General features: G+C 30.2%; 22 protein-coding genes. 11 read left to right on the top strand and 11 right to left on the bottom strand.

The genetic code is table 11. The annotated features are described in order from the left end of the window. The 3 genes from rny to ACQ65T_RS11695 all read right to left on the bottom strand — a co-directional run. A partial coding sequence (gene rny, locus ACQ65T_RS11705) for a ribonuclease Y (RefSeq protein WP_430401286.1) occupies nucleotides 1-1,556 on the bottom strand: 1,556 nt, incomplete at its 3' end. 209 nt (nucleotides 1,557-1,765) lie between these two features. Then, nucleotides 1,766-2,059 (bottom strand): cell division protein ZapA, encoded by a 294-nt coding sequence (locus tag ACQ65T_RS11700; protein WP_430401284.1) that lies wholly within the window; start codon nucleotides 2,057-2,059, stop codon nucleotides 1,766-1,768. Nucleotides 2,060-2,063: 4 nt separating this feature from the next. Beyond that, the gene (locus ACQ65T_RS11695; RefSeq protein ID WP_430401282.1) at nucleotides 2,064-2,354 is read right to left on the bottom strand and encodes a hypothetical protein; all 291 of its coding nucleotides are present in this window, start codon (nucleotides 2,352-2,354) and stop codon (nucleotides 2,064-2,066) included. Nucleotides 2,355-2,545: 191 nt separating this feature from the next. On the opposite strand from ACQ65T_RS11695, the gene ACQ65T_RS11690 reads away from it, so the two are divergent. Genes ACQ65T_RS11690 through ACQ65T_RS11675 form a run of 4 tightly spaced genes read left to right on the top strand, consistent with a single transcriptional unit; the run spans nucleotide 2,546 to nucleotide 7,999 of the window. Continuing rightward, nucleotides 2,546-4,231: a M23 family metallopeptidase gene (locus ACQ65T_RS11690; protein WP_430401280.1), complete on the top strand. Its 1,686-nt coding sequence runs from the start codon at nucleotides 2,546-2,548 to the stop codon at nucleotides 4,229-4,231. A 10-nt stretch (nucleotides 4,232-4,241) separates the two neighbouring features. Beyond that, nucleotides 4,242-6,701 (top strand): TonB-dependent receptor, encoded by a 2,460-nt coding sequence (locus ACQ65T_RS11685; protein ID WP_430401278.1) that lies wholly within the window; start codon nucleotides 4,242-4,244, stop codon nucleotides 6,699-6,701. Nucleotides 6,702-6,750: 49 nt separating this feature from the next. Beyond that, on the top strand, nucleotides 6,751-7,470 hold the full coding sequence (locus ACQ65T_RS11680; RefSeq protein ID WP_430401276.1) for a hypothetical protein: 720 nt from the start codon (nucleotides 6,751-6,753) through the stop codon (nucleotides 7,468-7,470). Between the two features lie 58 nt (nucleotides 7,471-7,528). Continuing rightward, nucleotides 7,529-7,999, top strand: a complete 471-nt coding sequence (locus ACQ65T_RS11675; protein ID WP_430401274.1) for a hypothetical protein — start codon at nucleotides 7,529-7,531, stop codon at nucleotides 7,997-7,999. 3 nt (nucleotides 8,000-8,002) lie between these two features. Here the strand turns inward: ACQ65T_RS11675 and ACQ65T_RS11670 are convergent, their stop codons facing one another. Genes ACQ65T_RS11670 through ACQ65T_RS11650 form a run of 5 tightly spaced genes read right to left on the bottom strand, consistent with a single transcriptional unit; the run spans nucleotide 8,003 to nucleotide 13,787 of the window. Next, the gene (locus tag ACQ65T_RS11670; RefSeq protein ID WP_430401272.1) at nucleotides 8,003-8,701 is read right to left on the bottom strand and encodes a hypothetical protein; all 699 of its coding nucleotides are present in this window, start codon (nucleotides 8,699-8,701) and stop codon (nucleotides 8,003-8,005) included. A 19-nt stretch (nucleotides 8,702-8,720) separates the two neighbouring features. Further along, entirely contained in the window at nucleotides 8,721-10,568 is a 1,848-nt protein-coding gene (locus ACQ65T_RS11665) for an ABC transporter ATP-binding protein (RefSeq protein ID WP_430401270.1), read from the bottom strand. Beyond that, nucleotides 10,568-12,295 (bottom strand): phospho-sugar mutase, encoded by a 1,728-nt coding sequence (locus ACQ65T_RS11660; RefSeq protein ID WP_430401268.1) that lies wholly within the window; start codon nucleotides 12,293-12,295, stop codon nucleotides 10,568-10,570. The genes ACQ65T_RS11665 and ACQ65T_RS11660 overlap by 1 nt, the downstream gene beginning before the upstream one ends. A gap of 19 nt (nucleotides 12,296-12,314) precedes the next feature. After that, nucleotides 12,315-13,256: a glycosyltransferase family 2 protein gene (locus ACQ65T_RS11655; RefSeq protein ID WP_430401266.1), complete on the bottom strand. Its 942-nt coding sequence runs from the start codon at nucleotides 13,254-13,256 to the stop codon at nucleotides 12,315-12,317. Then, nucleotides 13,257-13,787, bottom strand: a complete 531-nt coding sequence (locus tag ACQ65T_RS11650; RefSeq protein WP_430401264.1) for a DUF4199 domain-containing protein — start codon at nucleotides 13,785-13,787, stop codon at nucleotides 13,257-13,259. A gap of 232 nt (nucleotides 13,788-14,019) precedes the next feature. On the opposite strand from ACQ65T_RS11650, the gene ACQ65T_RS11645 reads away from it, so the two are divergent. Together ACQ65T_RS11645 and ACQ65T_RS11640 are read left to right on the top strand one after the other, a co-directional pair. Next, the gene (locus ACQ65T_RS11645; protein ID WP_430401262.1) at nucleotides 14,020-14,274 is read left to right on the top strand and encodes a type B 50S ribosomal protein L31; all 255 of its coding nucleotides are present in this window, start codon (nucleotides 14,020-14,022) and stop codon (nucleotides 14,272-14,274) included. A 119-nt stretch (nucleotides 14,275-14,393) separates the two neighbouring features. Further along, nucleotides 14,394-15,569 (top strand): GlmU family protein, encoded by a 1,176-nt coding sequence (locus ACQ65T_RS11640; protein ID WP_430401260.1) that lies wholly within the window; start codon nucleotides 14,394-14,396, stop codon nucleotides 15,567-15,569. Between the two features lie 11 nt (nucleotides 15,570-15,580). On the opposite strand, the gene ACQ65T_RS11635 is transcribed toward ACQ65T_RS11640, so the two are convergent. Further along, nucleotides 15,581-15,847: a hypothetical protein gene (locus tag ACQ65T_RS11635; RefSeq protein WP_430401258.1), complete on the bottom strand. Its 267-nt coding sequence runs from the start codon at nucleotides 15,845-15,847 to the stop codon at nucleotides 15,581-15,583. A gap of 143 nt (nucleotides 15,848-15,990) precedes the next feature. Between ACQ65T_RS11635 and mtaB the strand changes: the two genes are divergently transcribed. Then, on the top strand, nucleotides 15,991-17,307 hold the full coding sequence (gene mtaB / locus ACQ65T_RS11630) for a tRNA (N(6)-L-threonylcarbamoyladenosine(37)-C(2))-methylthiotransferase MtaB (protein WP_430401256.1): 1,317 nt from the start codon (nucleotides 15,991-15,993) through the stop codon (nucleotides 17,305-17,307). Between the two features lie 62 nt (nucleotides 17,308-17,369). Here the strand turns inward: mtaB and ACQ65T_RS11625 are convergent, their stop codons facing one another. After that, a complete protein-coding gene (locus tag ACQ65T_RS11625) occupies nucleotides 17,370-17,651 on the bottom strand; it encodes a GNAT family N-acetyltransferase (RefSeq protein WP_430401378.1) in 282 nt (93 codons plus the stop codon). A gap of 277 nt (nucleotides 17,652-17,928) precedes the next feature. Between ACQ65T_RS11625 and ACQ65T_RS11620 the strand changes: the two genes are divergently transcribed. Genes ACQ65T_RS11620 through ACQ65T_RS11610 form a run of 3 tightly spaced genes read left to right on the top strand, consistent with a single transcriptional unit; the run spans nucleotide 17,929 to nucleotide 19,875 of the window. Beyond that, nucleotides 17,929-18,588, top strand: a complete 660-nt coding sequence (locus ACQ65T_RS11620) for an alpha/beta hydrolase (protein WP_430401254.1) — start codon at nucleotides 17,929-17,931, stop codon at nucleotides 18,586-18,588. A gap of 5 nt (nucleotides 18,589-18,593) precedes the next feature. After that, on the top strand, nucleotides 18,594-19,487 hold the full coding sequence (locus ACQ65T_RS11615) for a lytic transglycosylase domain-containing protein (RefSeq protein WP_430401376.1): 894 nt from the start codon (nucleotides 18,594-18,596) through the stop codon (nucleotides 19,485-19,487). Beyond that, nucleotides 19,474-19,875 carry a TSUP family transporter gene (locus ACQ65T_RS11610; RefSeq protein ID WP_430401252.1) on the top strand — a complete coding sequence of 134 codons (402 nt, stop codon included), beginning with the start codon at nucleotides 19,474-19,476 and terminating at the stop codon, nucleotides 19,873-19,875. The genes ACQ65T_RS11615 and ACQ65T_RS11610 overlap by 14 nt, the downstream gene beginning before the upstream one ends. Before the next feature lie 74 nt (nucleotides 19,876-19,949). Here the strand turns inward: ACQ65T_RS11610 and ACQ65T_RS11605 are convergent, their stop codons facing one another. After that, nucleotides 19,950-20,465, bottom strand: coding sequence for a DUF2892 domain-containing protein (locus tag ACQ65T_RS11605; RefSeq protein ID WP_430401250.1), 516 nt, complete (start codon nucleotides 20,463-20,465; stop codon nucleotides 19,950-19,952). Between the two features lie 165 nt (nucleotides 20,466-20,630). Here ACQ65T_RS11605 and rpmH point away from each other — a divergent pair, with 165 nt between their 5' ends. Then, nucleotides 20,631-20,792 carry a 50S ribosomal protein L34 gene (gene rpmH / locus ACQ65T_RS11600; RefSeq protein ID WP_007136275.1) on the top strand — a complete coding sequence of 54 codons (162 nt, stop codon included), beginning with the start codon at nucleotides 20,631-20,633 and terminating at the stop codon, nucleotides 20,790-20,792. Nucleotides 20,793-20,823 lie beyond the last annotated feature (31 nt).

Genomic DNA, 20,823 nt, shown 5'->3' with positions numbered 1-20,823 from the left:
GCTATATTAACAGCTCTAGTTTCTCTAATTACAGTAATTTTTACTTGACCAGGATAAGTCATTTCTGTTTGAATTTTATGAGAAATATCAAAAGATAGAGTAGAAGCCATTTCGTCGCTTACTTTTTCACTTTCTACAATAACTCTTAATTCTCTACCTGCCTGAATTGCATAGGCATTTTTAACTCCTTGGAATCCAAAAGCAACAGCTTCTAAATCTTTCAGACGTTGAATGTAAGAATCTAATACTTGTCTTCTTGCTCCAGGTCTTGCTCCAGAAATAGCATCACAAACTTGAATAATTGGTGAAATTAAATATTTCATTTCTATTTCATCATGGTGAGCTCCAATTGCATTGCAAACTTCTTCTTTTTCACCATATTTTTCAGCCCATTGCATTCCTAATAAAGCGTGAGGTAATTCACTTTCAGTATCTGGAACTTTTCCAATATCGTGTAACAAACCAGCTCTTTTAGCTAATTTAACATTTAAGCCAAGTTCAGCAGCCATAATTCCACAAAGGTTAGCTACTTCTCTTGAGTGTTGCAATAAGTTTTGTCCATAAGAAGAACGGTATTTCATTCTACCTACAATTTTAATTAATTCTGGGTGTAAACCGTGTATACCTAAATCAATAACTGTTCTCTTTCCAGTTTCAATTATTTCTTCTTCTATTTGTTTCTGCGTTTTAGCTACAATTTCTTCAATACGAGCAGGGTGTATTCTACCGTCTGTAACAAGTTTATGTAAAGCTAAACGAGCAATTTCTCTCCTAACTGGGTCAAAACAAGATAAGATAATTGCTTCTGGAGTATCGTCAACAATTATTTCTACACCAGTAGCGGCTTCAATTGCTCTAATGTTTCTTCCTTCTCTACCAATAATTCTCCCTTTAACATCATCTGATTCAATATTGAATACTGATACGCAGTTTTCAACAGCTTCTTCAGTACCTACACGTTGGATAGTATTAATGATTATTTTTTTAGCTTCTTGTTGAGCGGTCATTTTAGCTTCTTCCATTGTGTCTTGTATGAAAGACATAGCTTCAGTTTTAGCTTCATTTCTTAAACTTTCTGTTAGCTGATTTTTAGCTTCTTCAGCAGAAAGACCTGAAATAACTTCAAGTTGTTCTATTTGACTTTTGTGTAATTTATCTAAATCTGATTGCTTTTTGTTTAAAGCTTCAATTTTAGAATTATATTCTTCTACTTTAGCATCAAAATCATCACTAGATTTTTTTGCTTTAGCCAATTCGCTTGAAATTTGTGATTCTTTGTCACGAGTTCTCTTTTCAGCTTCAGCCATTTTTTTATCTCTCGATAAAATTACTTGTTCGTGTTCTGTCTTTAATTCTAAGAACTTTTCTTTTGCTTGTAATATTTTATCTTTTTTAAGAGCTTCTGCTTCTGCTTTTGCATCTTTTAAAATAGAACCAGCTTCTTTTTTTGCATTTTTAATAAGATTGGAAACGTTGCTTTTTTCTAATGCTTTAGCAATTCCAAAACCACCAGCAAGACCTGCTATAATTCCAATTATAATGTATATTAGTGTCATAATTTAGTTAAATAATTTATATAAAAAAAGCCTACATTAGAGTGTTGTATAAACTCGTAAAGGACAAGTTTTGAGCTAACTCGTAGTTCAAGCTTCCTACTTAAAGGCTTGCTATAGTTACGAAGATTCGCTCATTTTAATTTGTTAGTGTTGAGTTTATCAAATTATACTAATGTAGGCAGTATCTTAATGTATATGTAAGAACGTATTTATTTTGAGAGTAACTCGCTCAGTTTTTTATCTAAATTTTCTAGTCGAACAATTGACGATGATTCTACTTCTGTAACATCAATTTGTTTTTGTTCAACTTGCGAAGCAAACTGTAAAGCACACATGGCTAATACGTCTTGCTTATCTCTTACAGCATAGCTTTGTTCAAATTGTTTAATCATTTCATCAATCTTTTTTGAGGCAATTCTTAGTCCTTCTTCTTGAGAGCTATCTATAGTTAATGGATAAACTCTGTCTGCAATTGATAATTTAATTTTTAACTTTTCTTTCATTCTTTTAATCTGAAAGTTGTGCTATGCAATAATCGATTTCGCGAATTAATGAATTTATTTTGAGCTTTGTTTCTCTTTTGTTTTCTTCACTGCCTATTAATGAGTTTGCCATTCTAAGATTTTCAATTTGACTTTTTAAAGCAATTAATTCTTCCGACTGTTGTTCTTGATTTTTCTCAAAAACTACTATTTTTTGCTTCAATTCTTGGTTTTCACTTTCTAATACAACTAATTTTTTGTTGAGCTTAAAAAATTTAACTTCAAGAGAATCAATTAATTCTGATAATCCTTTCATGAATGATAAAATTCATTTCTATTTCTACAAATTTAGCATTACTATCGAATAATTACAATACTTTTTAATAAAATTTATGTAAAAAAATGTTTTTTTTATAATAATTTGGTTTAGAACCAGTTATGGAAAGGTTTTTGATTGTTGTGTTTTTGTGCTATTATTTTTATTATTTTTATCTTTTATTTAATTCTATGAAAATTTTTCTTCTTTTTTTGTTGCCTTTTTCTGTATTTAGTCAAGTTGATTATCCAGCTGATTTTATCTCACCTTTGCCAATTACTCTTGATGTTTCTGGTTCTTTTGGGGAGTTAAGAAGTAATCATTTTCATTCAGGTATTGACTTAAAAACTAACGGTAAAGAAGGTTTAGACGTTTATGCTGTTGCAGACGGTTACATTTCTCGAATTAAAATTTCAGCATTTGGATATGGAAAGGCCATATATATAACACATCCAAACGGATTTACAACGGTATATGGACATTTGCAAAAAGCAAACGGAGCAATTGAAGATTATATTAAACAAAAACAATATGCTGAAAAAGCATTTGAAGTAGAGCTATTTCCAATGCCAAATGAACTTCCTGTTAAACAAGGTGATGTAATTGCATTATCGGGTAATAGTGGAGGAAGTGGTGCTCCTCATTTACATTTTGAATTTAGGGATACGAAATCAGAAAAAATTATAAATCCTCTCTATTTTGGTTTCAATAAGTTAGCAAATGACACAAAAAAGCCTGAAATCCAAGGGATAGTTGCCTATCCAATTGATAGTACTTTGGTAAATAAATCTGAAAACCCAATTGCTGTCTCTTTCAACAAAACGGCTGACGGTAATTATTTAGCGACTAAAGTTATTGCAAATGGAAAAATAGGTTTTGGTATCAATGCTTTTGATTATTGTACTAATCCGTATAACAAAAATGGATTGTTTAAGGTGAAAGCGTATTTAAATGGTGTTTCGTATTATGAATATGAATTGCAAAGTTTTGCTTTTGATGAATCTCGATTTGTAAATAGTCTTATTGATTATCAGCGATTTGGTAAACTTCGTCAGCGTGTACAAAAACTTTTTCAAGAAATTCCTTTTCCGCTTTCGATTGTAAAAGCGAATAAAACGAATGGAATTATACATGTTCAGCCAAATGTAACTTATACTTATAGAGTTGAATTGTATGATTTTCACGGAAATAAAGTACAATTAACTATTCCTGTTGAATATGGAAATCAAGAAATTGTTTTTAAGAAAGATGTAAAGAAAACGAAGTACTTTTTAAAATCTAAAAACGAATATAATTATACTAAAGATAATGTTTCGGTTTACATTCCAGAAAATACTTTTTATGAAGATTTCTATATGGATTTTGATGTGAATGACGGCGTTTTAAATCTGCATGACGAATCTGTACCAGGATATAAGAATATGACTATAACTTTTTCAGATGTTCAAGGATTGACCGAAGAGCAATTAAGTAAAACTTTTATTGCAACCATTGATGGATATAAATTAGATTACAATAAAACCTATAGAAAGGGAAATACTTTTAAATTGTATACTCGAAATCTAGGTAAATATAAGTTGTCTCAAGATAATGATGCACCGCGAATTTATAATGTAAATTTTGTGGAAGGTAAAAACTTAAAAAATCAGTCTACAATTAGTGTTTATATTGCAGATAATTTGTCAGGTATTGACACGTATAATGCCTATTTAAATAATGAATGGATTTTAATGGAGTATGATTATAAAACAAAAAAGCTAATTCATCGTTTAGATGATAACAAGTATAAAGAAGGCAGGAACGATTTGAAGATTATTGTAACTGATGATATGCAAAATTCTACTACCTTTGAATCTTTCTTTTTTATGAATAACTAAAATAGTCCTTTTGAAAAATATATATTTAATTCTTTTTATTTTAATAATTTCACTTACATCTTTTGGTCAAACCGCAAGGGTAAAAGGGGTTATTTTAGATGAATTTAATAATCCTGTTGAAAATGTTTCGGTTAAATATGGAGAAAAAGGGACGGTCACTAATGCAAATGGATTTTATCTTTTAGATGTTCCTTCTAATGAAAAAATAACAATTGTTTTTTCTCATATTTCTTTTAAAAATTCAGTAGTTACTTTAGAATTAAAGTCTAATGAAGATTTTGAGTTTAATCCAGTTATGAATGCCAATGTTCAGGAAATTGGTGAAGTAATTGTAAGTGGAACAAGTAAGAAAAGGGTAGAAGGTGTAACCACAATTGATCCTGTAATTATTAGAAAAATTCCGGGTGCTAATGCCGGAATAGAGAACATTATTAAAACATTACCAGGAGTATATTCTAATAATGAATTGAGTACTTCATATGCTGTACGCGGTGGTAATTACGATGAAAATTTGGTTTATGTTAATGAAATTGAAGTATATCGTCCGTTTTTAATTCGTTCAGGTCAACAAGAAGGATTAAGTTTCACCAATACCGATATGGTTGAAAATGTCGATTTTTCTGCTGGAGGATTTCAATCTAAATATGGCGATAAAATGTCGTCTGTTTTAGATATAACGTATCGTAATCCAAAGAAATTTGCTGCTGGAATTGAAGCTAGTTTATTAGGAGGAAGTGTTTCTGTTGAAGGTGTAAGTAAAAATCAAAAATGGAGTAACATAACCGGTATTCGTTATCGAAACAATGCTCTTTTGGTAAACAGTCAAGAAACTGAAACAAATTACAGGCCTTCATTTGCTGACATCCAAACGATGTTTAATTTTAATCCATCTACGAAGTGGCAATTTAGCTTTCTTGGAAACATTTCTCAAAACAAATACAATTACCAACCTTTTACAAGACAAACTAATTTTGGAACTATAGATGAGCCTATCGCTTTATTGGTTTTTTATGAAGGTCAGGAAAAAGACGAATACACTACTTATTTTGGAGCCTTTAAATCGGTTTATCAGTACAATGATAAGAATAAATTGAAATTTATTGCTTCAGCTTATCACACACAAGAACAAGAATATTACGATATTTTAGCTCAATATAGATTAGGAGAAGTTGATTCAAATATTGGTTCTGAGACTTTTGGAGATGTTGTTTTTACAAGAGGAATTGGCTCTCAACTTAATCATGCAAGAAACAATTTAGATGCATTAATTTTTAATGCAGAAGTAAAAGGGTTTCATGAACTTGATGCGAAAAAGCAAATTGAATGGGGTTTTAAATATACTCGTGAAGACATAATGGATAGAATTGTAGAATGGGAAGTTATTGATTCTGCAGGTTTTTCTTTACCTAACCCACTTCTGGAATATGTTAACGACCAACCTTATAATCCATATTACGGACCTTTGGCTCCTTATCAAAATGTAAGAGCTACAAATTATACTACGATTAACCGTTTTTCTGGATATGCACAATGGAATTATAGAGGGAAAATTGGAGTTCATGAATATTGGGTTAATGCGGGTGTAAGAGGTCACTCTTGGCAAGTTTCTAGTCAAGATGAAACAGGAAAAAATAAATTTGTATTCTCACCAAGGTTTCAATTTGCATTTAAACCCAAGTGGGAAAAAGACATGTTGTTTAGAATTTCTGGCGGAATGTATGCACAACCTCCTTTTTATAGAGAGTTAAGAGATTATGATGGAGTAGTGCAAACCAATGTAGATGCGCAAAAATCAATTCATGTCGTTTTGAGTAACGATTACAGTTTTAAAATGTGGGGCCGACCTTTTAAATTAATTTCTGAGGCTTATTATAAAAACATTACAGATGCTAATACGTATACGATTGACAATGTTCGTATTCGTTACAGAGCAAATAATGATGCTGTTGCTTATGCTTATGGTTTTGATGCGCGTTTAAATGGTGAATTTGTTCCAGGAACTGAATCTTGGTTTAGTGTTGGATTTTTAAAGACAGAAGAAAATCAAGACGATAGAGGATATATTGCTAGGCCAACCGACCAACGATTAAAGTTTGGATTGCTTTTCCAAGATTATATGCCTAATATTCCTAATGTAAAATTATATTTAAACTTGGTTTATAATACTGGTTTGCCAGGTGGCTCGCCTTCATATGCTGATCCTTATGCGTATCAATTGCGTTTAAACGATTACAGAAGAGCTGATGCTGGTTTTTCGTATGTGTTTAAAGACCAAACGTTGAAGTCTCCTAAAAGATGGTTAAATCCGTTTAATGAGTTTTCTATAGGATTGGAAATATTTAATTTATTCAATAACCAAAATTCGATTACGAATACTTGGGTTAGAGATGTTTATACTAAAACACAATACGGAATTCCTAATTATATGACAACTCGTGTTTTTAACGTTAAGTTAATTGCTAAATTATAATTACGGTTTACTTTATAAATTCTTATATTTGAATATAAAACTGATGCATATGAATTTCTTTCCAAAATATATTCTTTTAATTTTTGCAGTTTCTTTAGTAGCTTGTAAGAAGCAAGAAAAGCCAAAAGTTATTTATGATGAAACAAAATCATCCAATACAAATGCAACTAAAATAGACACAAGTTCTATTAAAATTGCCGATTTGCCTATTCTTATGGAAGGAACAAAATACTTAATTCATCCTGTTGGGGATATTAGAGTATATGATGATTTTTCAAAAGTATACGGTTCTAGTAAAACGAGCCAAGGAAGTTATGCTATTTCAAATTACAACCGTTTTGAAATAACGGGTTATTTTGATAATTTAAAGTTCCAACATTTAGACTCCACAAATGTTATCGCCTTAACCAATAAGAAAGTTCAAATTCAAACGGTTACTTTTTTAAATACTATTGCAGAAAAATCAAAAGCTAGAATATTAGTATATACATTAGTAGATTCAGATACGAATAGAGATGGAAAAGTTGATCAAAACGACATTAAGTCTTTATATATTAGTAATGCTGATGGAACTGGTTTTGCTAAATTATCATTAGATCTTCAGGAGTTAGTAGATTGGAATATCATCGAAGCACAAAACCGTTTGTATTTTAGATGTATTGAAGACATTAATAAAAACGGTGCATTCGATAAAAAAGACAAAGTACACTATCATTTTGTAAATCTTCTAGCAGAAGAATGGAAGGTTGAAGAATATATGCCTATTTAAAATTTAATAACTCCCGTAGTTTTGTCATTCTGATGGAGGAAGAATCTCATACCATAAAATGAAAAGCTTATTATCAATTTTGTTATTTCTTCTTCTATTTCAAGGTTTTTCTCAGAATAGAAAAAAAGAAGAAATTGTTTTGACATATTCTAATTCAAGTTATGTATTTGGAGGGGTAAAAATTAAAATTAAAGCTAATAATAATAGTAAAAAAGTAAAGGTTATTGTTTTAAGAAACATTTCTAATGAAACTATTAGAGTATCTTATAAAATAACTTACGAAAAATATTTAAAATTAAAGAAAGCAGTTTGTCAAATTAAAGATGAAGATCTTCTTGTTAATGTTAGAAGTTATTTAGATTCTGGTTTTATAACAATAAGCTATCTTTCGGAAGATGGTGAACAAATTAATCATTGGTTAGATAGTCTGTCTCAAGAAGAAGATTTGAATACACCTTGGAAAGATTTTTTAATTGCGGTAAATTTGTTTTTAGAATTTTCTCACCTAAAATTTAAAGATTTAGAATAATTCTTATATCAAAATATCACTTTCCAAATCAGATTTTTCAATAGCAATAGTAAAATCTAATTTTTGCATTAACTCAATTACCAAGTTTTTATACCAGTTTTCACTTTTTGGGTGAATGTATATTTTTTCAATAAGTTGGTCAATGTTTACATCTACTTTTAAACCATCGTTAATAGAAACTCTACTTCCGCTCGTATCAGAAATAATTCGTACTTCTCTTTCGTACTGAAAACTTTTTCGTTTAAATAAAAACGGGAAAAAAGTATCTTCAAAAGGAATATATTCTTTTTTATAGTCGATATAATTTACTGCTCCTATATTTTGTAGGTATTTTTTTTCTGGAGCTAATGCCTGTTTTAATCTTCCAATAGTAGATTGTATAGCTAAACCTTCATTGTTTTTCGTGAAAATTTGCCACATCGCATACGATTCATATTCGTTAATGTGCCAACTGCTAATCACTACTTTTTCTCTGTGTGATTTGTAATAGTCTAAAAACTTCGAATTGTTTGCTGCAATTTTCTTAATCTCTTCATAGGTTGGTTCAGAAAACGTACCTTCATATTGATCTTCAAATTTATCAGAACGCGACATGAAAAGTTTCTTAGATAAAAGCATGTCTAAAAACTTAGATAAATCTAAATATTTCCACACAATAGTATCGTCGCTTGGTAAGTTTATGTTTTCGTTATCTGCGTACATTTTTGTTTAAGTTCACCTTTTATTCAAAACTTTGCATCATTACTAATTTAGCATAAACACCTTCTTTTGCTAATAATTCAGAATGCGTTCCTTGCTCTACAATTTGTCCTTTTTGCATAACTACAATAGTATCTGCTTTTTGAATTGTAGATAATCTATGCGCAATTACAATTGAAGTTCTATTTTGCATCATGTTCTCCAATGCAATTTGAACAAATTTCTCGCTTTCAGTATCTAAAGCAGAAGTTGCTTCGTCTAATATCATAATAGGAGGGTTTTTTAAAACCGCTCGAGCAATTGACAAACGTTGCTTTTGTCCACCAGATAATTTTCCACCAGCATCACCAATATTCGTTTCAATTCCATTTGGCAACTCTTTTACAAACTCGTAGGCATTTGCAATTTTTAAAGCTTCAATAATATCTTCATCAGTAACATTTTCTTTTCCAAGTGTAATGTTGTTTTTAATTGTATCGTTAAATAATATTGAATCTTGTGTAACAAGGCCTAATAAGTTCCTAAGCGAATGAATGTCCAAGTCTTTAATGTCTATACCATCAATCTTAATTGTTCCTTCATTTACATCGTAAAAACGTGTCAATAAGTTTGCAATTGTACTTTTTCCAGAACCAGATTGACCAACAAGAGCAACTGTTTTTCCTTTTGGAACTGTAAGAGAAAAGTTTTTTAAAACATATTCATCTTCATACTTAAAATTAATGTTTTCAATAGTTATTTTATCTGTAAATCCAGTTGCTAAAATTGCATTGTCTTTTGAGGTAATTGTGTTTTCTGTTTCTAAGACTTCAAAGACTCGTTCAGCTGCTGCTAGACCTGTTTTTACTTGATATGATGCTTTAGATATGGCTTTAGCAGGAGTTAGAATATTATATGCTAATCCCATATAAGCAATGAATTTTGAACCTTCTAATAGTGGACTTCCATCAGCAAAGGTTTCAACTAAAACCATATTTCCACCATACCAAAGTAAAATAGCAATAACAACAATTCCCATAAATTCACTCATAGGAGATGACAAATTGTTTTTTCTTCCAATACTGTTTGTTAGTCTATATAGTCTTTGAATAGAGTTGTTGAATTTTGTTGTAAAACTTGCTTCAGCATTATAACTTTTAACCACTTTTAGTCCTCCTAAAGTTTCTTCAACTACTGAAATTAAATAACCATTTTCGTCTTGAGCTTTTTTTGATTTTGCTTTTAGTGTTTTTCCAATTTTTGAAATTACAAAACCAGAAATAGGTATGAAAATAAAAACAAACAAGGTTAATTTAAAGCTAATTACTATCATCGCACCAATTGTAAAAACAATGGTCATAGGTTCTTTTATAACTAATTCTAAAATATTAAAGAAAGAATTTTTTACTTCATTAACATCGCCAAGCATTCTAGCCATTACATCTCCTTTTCTTTTTTCTGAATAATAAGAAATAGGTAGACTTATAATTTTATCAAACATTTTGTTTCTTAAATCTCTTAAAACTCCATTTTTAATAAGCATTAAGTGATTAAGTGCTATGTAGTTGAAGAAGTTTTTAAGTAAAAAAGTAATTATTATGATTGTAACTACTAGTAAAAGAGCGTATTGCGGCCCGCTCTCATTAGTTAATTTTGTAATGTAAAAATATAAATAGTCATTTGCATAACTTGTAATATCCCAAATTGATGTGTATTCTGGTTTTTCAACAACTTTTTCAGCATCTTTAAAAAGTACATCAAGCATTGGTATTAATGCGATGAATGATAATGTGCTGAATAATGCATAAAGAATATTAAATGTAATATTCATTATAACATTAGTTTTATAAGGTTTTAAAAACGGAATTATTTTCTTTAAATTTTTATCCATTAGTTCAATTGCATTGACGCAATAATGTTTTTAATTCTTAAATCTAAAACTTCCTCAGTAGTAATTGCTTTTTCAATTCCATCTAATTGTGTGTTTACACTAAAGTAGAATTTAATTTTAGGTTCAGTTCCACTTGGTCTAGCGCAAATTTTACTTCCGTCTTCAAGGTAATAAATTAATACGTTCGATTTTGGAATTGAAATATCAAATTCTTCTTCGTTCATAAAATCATAGCCTTTCGAACTTTGATAATCTTCAATGCAAATAACGCGTTGGTTATTTATTTCTTTCATTGGGTTTTCGCGTAAATCAACCATCATTTGTTTGATTTCGTTTGCGCCTTCAATCCCTTTTTTAGTAATTGAAATTAAGTATTCTTTATAAAATCCTAAATCGGTATATAAATTAAGTAATTCTTTATATAACGAACTTCCACTTGCTTTTGCTTGAGCTGCAATTTCACAAACCAATAAAGTAGCTCCTACAGCGTCTTTATCTCTTACTTTATCGCCTACCATAAATCCGAAACTTTCTTCACCGCCGCCAATAAATTCTTGATTAGGAAAATCTTTAATGAACTTTGCAATCCATTTAAATCCGGTTAAACCTACTTTACATTCTACATCATAAGCCGAAGCTAATTCAAGCATCATTGGTGTACTTACAATTGTTGAACCAATAAATTGATTGCCGTTAATTTTTCCGCTGCGTTTCCATTGTTCTAATAAAAAAGCAGTCATAATAACCATAGTTTGGTTACCGTTTAGCAATTTCATTTTTCCGTTTAAATCTCTAACAGCAACTCCAAGTCGGTCACTATCTGGGTCTGTTCCTATAACGATATCAGCATTTGTTTTTTCTGCTAACGCTAAAGCCATAACAAGTGCTTCTGGTTCTTCAGGGTTAGGCGATTTTACAGTTGGGAAATTTCCGTTTGGTTCTGCTTGTTCTGCAACAATTTCCACATTGTCATATCCAGCTTTAGATAAAACATCTGGAATCAACTTTATAGAAGTTCCATGAAGCGAAGTGAAAACAATTTTTAAGTTGTCTTTTGCTGCTTTTGGTGTATTGAAACTAGCATTTTCAATGGTTGAAGTTGTAAAAGCTTCGTCAATTTTAGTGTCAACATATTCAATTAAACTTTCGTTTGCTTCAAACTTTATGTCGCCGTATTGTAAACTATCAATAAGTTGAATAATTTCTCCATCTTGTGGTGGAACTAATTGTCCACCATCTTGCCAATATACTTTGTATCCGTTATATTCTGGTGGATTGTGAGAAGCTGTTAATACAATTCCTGCATGACAATTTAAATAACGAACCGCAAATGAAAGTTCTGGCGTTGGTCTTAATTCTGAAAATAAGAAAACCTTAATTCCGTTTGCTGAAAAAACATCTGCAACTACTTTTGCAAGTGTGTCACTATTATGACGACAATCGAAAGCAATGGCTACTTTAAGTTCTTCGTTAGGGAATGATTTTTTTAAATAATCAGATAAACCTTGCGTGTTTTTTCCTAATGTATATTTATTAATACGATTAGTTCCAACTCCCATTACACCGCGCATTCCACCAGTTCCAAACTCTAAGTTTTTGTAAAAACTATCTTCCAGCTCTTTTGGAGCCGAAGTCATCATTTTTTCAATTTCTGCTTGTGTTTCTTTATCGAAAGTTGGTGTAAGCCATTCGTTTACTTTGTTTAATATGTCTTGTTCTATATGCATTTTGTATTCTTAATATATTTTATATTTCCTCAGAAACCTTGTATCGTTCTTCATTGTTTTTGGTACGTAAAATGATTTCGCCTAAAAAACCTGCTAGAAAAAATTGCGTACCAATGATCATCGTGACTAATGAAATGTAAAATTGAGGTCTATCGGTTATTAATCTTCCAGATGTATTGATGAAAAGTTTATCAATTCCTAAATAAATAGCAAATCCAAAACCTATCATGAACATTAAAACACCAAGAGCACCAAATAGATGCATTGGCCTTTTTCCGAATTTCGAAATGAACCAAATGGTAATTAAATCTAAAAAACCATTAATAAAACGCTCCATTCCAAATTTGGTTGAACCGTATTTTCTAGCTTGATGCTGTACAATTTGTTCTCCAATTTTTGAGAACCCAGCATTTTTAGCTAAAACTGGAATGTAGCGGTGCATTTCGCCTGAAACTTCAATGTTCTTTACTACCTCATTTCGGTAGGCTTTTAGTCCGCAATTGAAATCATTTAATTGAACACCTGAAGTTTTTCGGGCAGCCCAATTGAATAATTTTGAAGGCATATTTTTGCCAATTACTGAATCGTATCGCTTCTTTTTCCAACCCGATACTAAATCAAATTTTTCAGTAATGATTTTGTTGTATAAAGCAGGAATCTCCTCCGGACTGTCTTGTAAATCAGCATCCATAGTAATTACAACATCGCCTTTTACTTTGGCAAATCCAGCATGCAAAGCCTGACTTTTACCGTAATTGCGTAAAAAGCGAATTCCTTTTACATTTGGGCTTTCTTTAGAAAGCTTGTCAATTATAGACCATGAATCGTCTGTGCTACCATCATCTATAAACAATATTTCATAAGAAAAGTTATGAGTATTCATAACTTTTACAATCCAATTGTGTAATTCGGGTAACGATTCTTGCTCGTTTAATAAGGGAATAACTATGGATAAATTCATTTATTCTTGATATGTGGGTTTGCTTTTGAATATAGCTGCTAAGATTAAACCAAATATTGCAGAAAATAAAATGCTAAAAATAGATCCTTTTAATTGAGCTACTGTATCAAATTGATTTTCTTCTGACATTTTTTCAACAGTTTCTTTAATTACTTCAGTTGGCGTGTTAAATTTTTTCAACATGTTAACTTGAAACTCAATTAAATTATCTTGAACTGTGTCTTTTGCTTCTGTGTCAATAACGTTAAATAAAACTATATTAAATAAAACAGATATTACTATTCCTATAACTGCAGATATGAAATAAGTTGTAAACGCATCTTTAAAAGGAAAAACACCACCTAATTCTTTTTTTGTTTTAGAAAGTAAAAATATTCCAATTCCTAAGTAAATAGCTATACTTAAAAGACCTAGCCACCATGCTGTGAATAATTTTAAATCAATAATATAAACACTAGCTGTTATTAGAATTGATATTACACCAGTAATAACTCCAAAAGTGATTCCGTTTTTTTTGATAATTTCGTTCATAGTTTTGTTTAGTTTTATAGATTTACAAATATAGAAATAATATAGTTTATCGTATTAGTAAAAAAAAACAAAAAAAAGTTACACAACAACTTGTAATTTAAAAATTAAATGTAAATTTGCACTCTCAAAATAAAAGATTATAAACTAAAAAGTTATAGACGTTTATACCTTTTTCAATAAAATGAGAAAGCATCAGAACGGTTTGTAACCATTAATAAAAAAGAATTACAAGATGAAAAAAGGAATTCACCCAGAAAATTACAGATTAGTAGCATTCAAAGATATGTCTAATGAAGATGTGTTTATTACTAAATCTACTGTTGAAACAAAAGAAACTATCGAAGTGGATGGTGTAGAGTATCCAGTATACAAAATGGAGATCTCTAGAACTTCTCACCCTTTTTACACAGGTAAATCTAAACTTATTGATACTGCAGGACGTATTGATAAATTCAAAACTAAATATGCTAAATTCGATAAAAAATAATCGAATTTTAAAACTAAATATAAGCCTTCCAACTTGGAGGGCTTTTTTTATGCCTTTACTTTTTATATTTTTAAGTTATTACTTTGTAACTTTGATACTTTAACTTTTAGATTAAAATCATGAACTATATACTTTTTGACGGAACTGTTCGTAATGCGTTATTGCCTTTTACATTTACAAGACCTGTTGCTGATATTCGAGTTGGTATTTTAACCATTAGAGAAAAATGGGAACAATATTTAGGTTACACAACGTCTACGCTTACTGAGGAATATTTGATGGAAAAATACCCAATGGTTGAATTGGGAGAAAACATTATGATTAATGCTTCTTTTTTTCCAAATGATGTATTGGTTGAAATGATTTTTGGCCTTGAGAAAAATCAAGCCATTTTAAGTAGAGAAGAAATTATCGCTTTTTATACAAATGATACTCAAGAAGAAATAGATTTTGATATTTATGAATTGATTGAATATGATGGTGAAGTATTACGTATTGAAAACACTTGGGATATTTTTGCAAAGAATGATGCAGCAATTCGAGAAGACTTTGAATTTCTTACAGAAGGCAGGTTTTCAGAACCAATTCCAAAATCAGTAAATGTAATTGCTCCAGAAAATGTTTTTATTGAAGAAGGTGCTAAGCTTGAATTTGTGACTTTAAATGCTTCAACCGGACCCATTTACATTGGTAAAAATGCTGAAATTATGGAAGGTTCTGTAATTCGTGGGCCATTTGCTTTATGTGAAGAAGCACAAGTAAAATTGGCTACTAAAATTTATGGAGCAACAACAATAGGGCCGCATTGTAGAGTAGGTGGAGAAGTAAATAATTCGGTTATGTTTGGTTATTCTAACAAAGGACACGATGGATTTTTAGGAAATGCTGTGTTAGGAGAATGGTGTAATATTGGTGCGGATTCTAATAACTCTAATTTAAAAAACAATTATGAAGAAGTGCGCTTGTGGAGTTATGAAACAGAAGGCTTTGCAAGAACTGGTTTACAGTTTTGCGGATTGATGATGGGAGATCATTCTAAATGCGGAATCAATACCATGTTTAATACAGGAACTGTGGTTGGTGTTTCTGCAAATATTTTTGGCTCTGGTTTTCCACGTAATTTTGTGCCTAGTTTTTCTTGGGGAGGCGCTTCTGGATTTACAACGTATTTGACTAAAAAAGCATTTGAAGTTGCAAAAGTGGTTATGAGTCGCCGTCATGTAGAATTTACAGAACAAGACGCTAAAATATTAGAACACGTTTTTGAAGAAACTAAAAAGTGGAGAAAAGAATAGGGTTAATAGATCTATTTATCTAGGTAATAAATAGCAAAAATAAAAGCAATTAGAAACAGAATTAATAAAGAGATTTGAATCATTTTATTTATTCTGTTTCTTCTTTTTAATAATAGTTTTAATTCTTGTAGTTTTCTTGGGCTAATTTTTCCTAGTTTTTTCGTTGCAACTTTATTTGAACCAGTGTAGCTTTTCCATTTACTACGGTCTACTTTACGTAATGCTTTATTGTTTTTTAAGCTTGTAGCTGCACCAGCCATTGAACCTTCTCCTGCCATTATAATTTTTAATTTAATAATTATACGTGTTAACTTTTAAAATGTTACATAATTTTCAAATCTTCAAATTGTGTCATTTTCAAATTAATAGTACATTTGCACTCTCCATTTTTTGACAACGATTTCATTAATGGTGATTATGTATGGAAAACAAGAAAAAAGTAGCCTTTTATACGTTAGGCTGTAAATTAAATTTCTCCGAAACTTCTACTATTGCGAGAAATTTTCAAGACGAAGGTTTTGAGCGTGTTGATTTTGAAGAAGTTGCCGATATGTATGTGATTAACACGTGTTCGGTTACTGAAAATGCTGACAAACAATTTAAACAAGTTGTAAAAAAAGCCCTTAAACTAAACGATAAAGCATTTGTGGCAGCAGTTGGTTGTTATGCACAATTAAAACCAGAAGAATTAGCTGCAGTTGATGGTGTAGATTTGGTTTTAGGCGCGACAGAAAAATTTAAAATTACCGATTATATTAATGATTTGGCTAAAAATGACATGGGAGAAGTACATTCCTGTGAAATTGAAGAGGCCGATTTTTATGTAGGAAGTTATTCATTTGGAGATAGAACTCGTGCCTTTTTAAAAGTACAAGACGGTTGCGATTATAAATGTACTTACTGTACTATTCCATTAGCTAGAGGAATTTCTAGAAGCGATACTATGGAAGGTGTTTTAAAAAATGCTGCTGAAATTTCTGCAAAAGGAATTAAAGAAATTGTTCTTACTGGAGTCAATATTGGTGATTATGGTAAAGGTGAATTTGGAAACAAAAAACACGAACATACCTTCTTAGATTTAGTGACAGAATTGGATAAAGTTGAAGGAATTGAGCGTTTGCGAATTTCTTCAATCGAACCTAATTTGTTAAAAAATGAAACTATTGAATTGGTTTCAAAATCAAGAGCATTTGTTCCTCATTTTCATATTCCACTTCAATCAGGAAGTAACGATATTTTAAAGAAAATGAAGCGTCGTTATTTGCGTGAATTATATGTAGATCGAGTTAATAAAATTCGTGAAGTAATGCCTCATGCCTGTATTGGTGTTGATGTAATTGTTGGTTTTCCTGGTGAAACTGATGAACATTTCCTAGAAACCTATCATTTCTTGAACGATTTAGATATTTCTTATTTGCATGTTTTTACCTATTCGGAAAGAGATAATACTGAAGCAGCAGAAATGGATGGAGTAGTGCCAAAGAATGTTCGTGCGAAACGTAGCAAAATGTTACGAGGTTTATCAGTAAAAAAACGTAGAGCTTTTTACGAAAGTCAAATAGGAACAAATAGAACTGTTTTATTCGAAAGTGAAAACAAAGAAGGTTACATTCACGGATTCACGGAGAATTATGTAAAAGTAAAATCACCTTGGAATCCGGAATTGGTAAACAAATTGCATAATGTTCAGCTTACTAGAATTGATGAAGACGGAGCAGTGAGGTTTGATTTTTTATAAAAAAGAACTTTATAAATGAAGATAAAAAAAATCCCAAGTTTTTAATTTGGGATTTTTTTAAATTATATTTTTAAACCTGGAGGAAGTAATTCTTGGTATTTTCTATTTTTTCTAAAAAACTTAATCATTTTTATGTGTGTAGGGACAACTTTTAGTTTTCTTTCTATTGCTATTTCAAGGACATTAGTTATAAATTCTTGGTGAAGCTCTTCATCCTCGTTGTCATTTTCAACAAATTTTGTTAAAAATATTTTTCTGTCTTGTAAAGAATATTCAATAGCTACTAATCCTGAATCAGTATTAATTTCAAATTGTCTTAAAAGTTCATTGTCTTTAATTTCCATGTTCAAAAGCGTCATAGTTGGATTTATAAGGGTGAGAATATTTCTTTGACTTTAAAAGTCAACTACAAAGTTATTAAATAGAATGTCAAAATCAAATCATTTTAGACTATATATTGTGTTTTGTGTTTTTTTTTATTTAAAAAACTATAAAAATTTCATTGATTAGGAGTATTTGCTGAAATAAAAATTAAGATAACTTTATTATATAATACAACACTACTTATGAATTATTTAATAATTTTATAAACTTAAATAGTAAAAACAATTATTTAGTTAAATGTCAAAAATTCCTGTTTATTTCATGCCTGGTTTGGCTGCAAGTCCAACTATTTTTGAAAACATAAAACTTCCTGAAGACGAATTCGAAATTATTTTATTGGAGTGGTTTATTCCTTTAGAGAAGGAGTCATTAGAAGATTATGCATTGAGAATGACTAAGAATATTATACATGAAAATCCGGTTTTAATTGGAGTCTCTTTTGGTGGAATTTTAGTTCAGGAAATGGCTAAACTAATAAAAGTGCGTAAAACAATTATTATTTCAAGTGTAAAGTCAAACAAAGAATTCCCAAGAAGAATGAAAATTGCAAAATCAACAATGGCATATAAATTGATTCCTACTCAATTGCTTTCAAATGTTGAAGCATTAGCTAAATACGCTTTTGGTGAAACTGTAACAAAAAGATTAGCGCTTTACGAAAGATATTTGCAAATGCGCGATAAAAAGTATTTGGATTGGGCTATTGAAAACGTTATCTTATGGAAAAATGATAAAGCAGATGAAAAGGTTGTACACATCCATGGACAAGAGGATGAAATTTTTCCTATAAAATATATTTCTAATTGTATTCCAGTAAAAGGAGGTACACATATTATGATTATTAATAAATACAAATGGCTAAATGAAAATTTACCATTAATAATAAAGAAACAATGAATAAAATGAAGATGATTCAATTGAAAAAAATAGCATTAACTGTTGCAATTGCATTAGGTAGTTTGCTGTTTGTTTACGCAGTAACAATAAATTCAAATACTGAGCCTACAAAGAATTTTCCTATGAAAATTGATTTTGCAGGTGAAGAAGTGCCAACTTATATGGCTGACGTTTACGAGCGATTAGACAGGGAATTAGTAACTAATACAAATTACCATACAAATACAACTTTGGTTTTAAAAAGAGCCAACAAGGTATTTCCAATAATTGAACCTATTTTAAAAAAGCACGGTATTCCAGATGATTTTAAATATTTAGCAGTTATTGAAAGTAGTTTGGTCAATGCCGTTTCTCCTGCAGGGGCAAGAGGGGTTTGGCAATTTATGCCTGCAACCGCAAAAGAAAAGGGGTTAGAAGTTACTGATGAGGTTGATGAACGCTATCATTTAGTAAAGTCTACAGAAGCTGCTTGTTTGTATTTAAAAGATGCAAAAGAGAAATTTGGAAGTTGGACATTAGCTGCGGCTTCATATAACGGTGGAATGAACGGAGTGCAAAGACAATTAGAATCGCAAGGAGTAAGTTCTTATTATGATGTTTTGTTAAATGAGGAAACTTCTCGTTATGTTTTTAGAATCCTTGCTTTAAAAGAAATTATGTCGCATCCTACTGAATATGGATTTAGATTGTCAAAAGAAGGTTTGTATAATGACGTGCCTGTAAAGTTAGTTGAAGTTGATTCCTCAGTTACAGATTTTGCTTTATTTGCTATATCTCAAGGTATAAATTATAAAATTTTGAAGCTTCATAATCCTTGGTTAAGAGATAAAAAATTAGATAATCCAAAGAATAAAAAATACATAATTGAAATACCAACTTCAGGTTATGCAAAAAAATAAAAAAAATAAAAATACAAAAATGACATTACAAGTTGTATTATCGCTTATTCTAATTGGAATTATTGCAGGTTTATTAAGTGGATTAGTTGGAGTAGGCGGCGGAGTAGTTATGGTTCCTTTGTTGGTTCTTTTGTTAGGTTTTAGTCAACATCAAGCGCAAGGTACAAGTTTAGCAGTTTTAGTAGTTCCGGTTACTGCTATTGCGGTATTTAATTATTACAAAGAAGGTTATATCAATTGGAAGCATGCAGCGATAATTGCTGTTTTTTTTGTAGTGGGTGGCTATTTTGGAAGTAAATTAGCTATTAATCTTGATCAAAAAATGCTTAAGAAAATATTTGCTGTGATATTATTATTGATTGGAGGAAAAATGCTCCTTTCCAAATAATTATGCTGATTTGTATTTGTTAATCAATCAAAAAAAAGCACCTGTACAGGTGCTTTTTTGTTCATATAAAATAATTATATTTTTTTCATTTGATCTTTAAGCATTTTCATTTGGTCTTTTAACATTCCGTGCTTGTCTAATTTTTTTGCTTCAGCTAATAGTTTAGTAGCTTCAATTTTTCTTCTTTTAGACATTGCAATTCCTGCTAATTGAAGTTTAGCTAGTGCTAAGTCTTGGTCCATAGATAAACCAAGTTCAATAGCTTTTTTGAAAAACTTCTCAGCTTGAGATAAATTAGTTTGAGAAACCATAATTCCATTTAAGTAATTATAATACCCTTGTTGTTTTCTAACTAAAGCAGTTTCTGGATTAGAGATTTTATCTAGCCATTTTTTTGCTCCGTCCATATCTTGCTTTCTTAATTTTAAAAAAGCCAACAAAATAAACTCATTTTTAAAGTATAAGAATATTGGGATAATAGATAAAAATATTAGAAAGATTCCATTTCCAACGCTTCTGTCAACTATTTGATAAATCCCTAAGGCAATTAATAAGCCAGCAATAATTAATTTAATATTTTTGTGAAACATAATGTGTTTTTTTAATGTGGTGCAAAGGTAATAAAATCAATTAAAAATATTTTTAAAAAAGTACTTGCGAATGAAAAAAGACTTTGTATATTTGCACTCGGTTTTCAAAGGAAGGAAACTAAGAGTTATAAGACATTTATATAAAGATTTTTAAAAATACAAGTCATGAGTAAAAGAACATTTCAACCATCGAAAAGAAAAAGAAGAAATAAACACGGATTTATGGACAGAATGGCTTCTGCAAATGGAAGAAAAGTTCTAGCTAGAAGAAGAGCTAAAGGAAGACATAAATTGACTGTTTCTTGTGAACCAAGACATAAAAAATAATGATTAGTTTCTAATCAATATAAAGCCGTTA

The sequence above is a fragment of the Flavobacterium sp. genome (assembly GCF_965284515.1).
Lineage (GTDB): Bacteria > Bacteroidota > Bacteroidia > Flavobacteriales > Flavobacteriaceae > Flavobacterium.
Note: the sequence above shows the minus strand (reverse complement) of the source record. Positions and strands in the feature narration are given on the sequence as shown.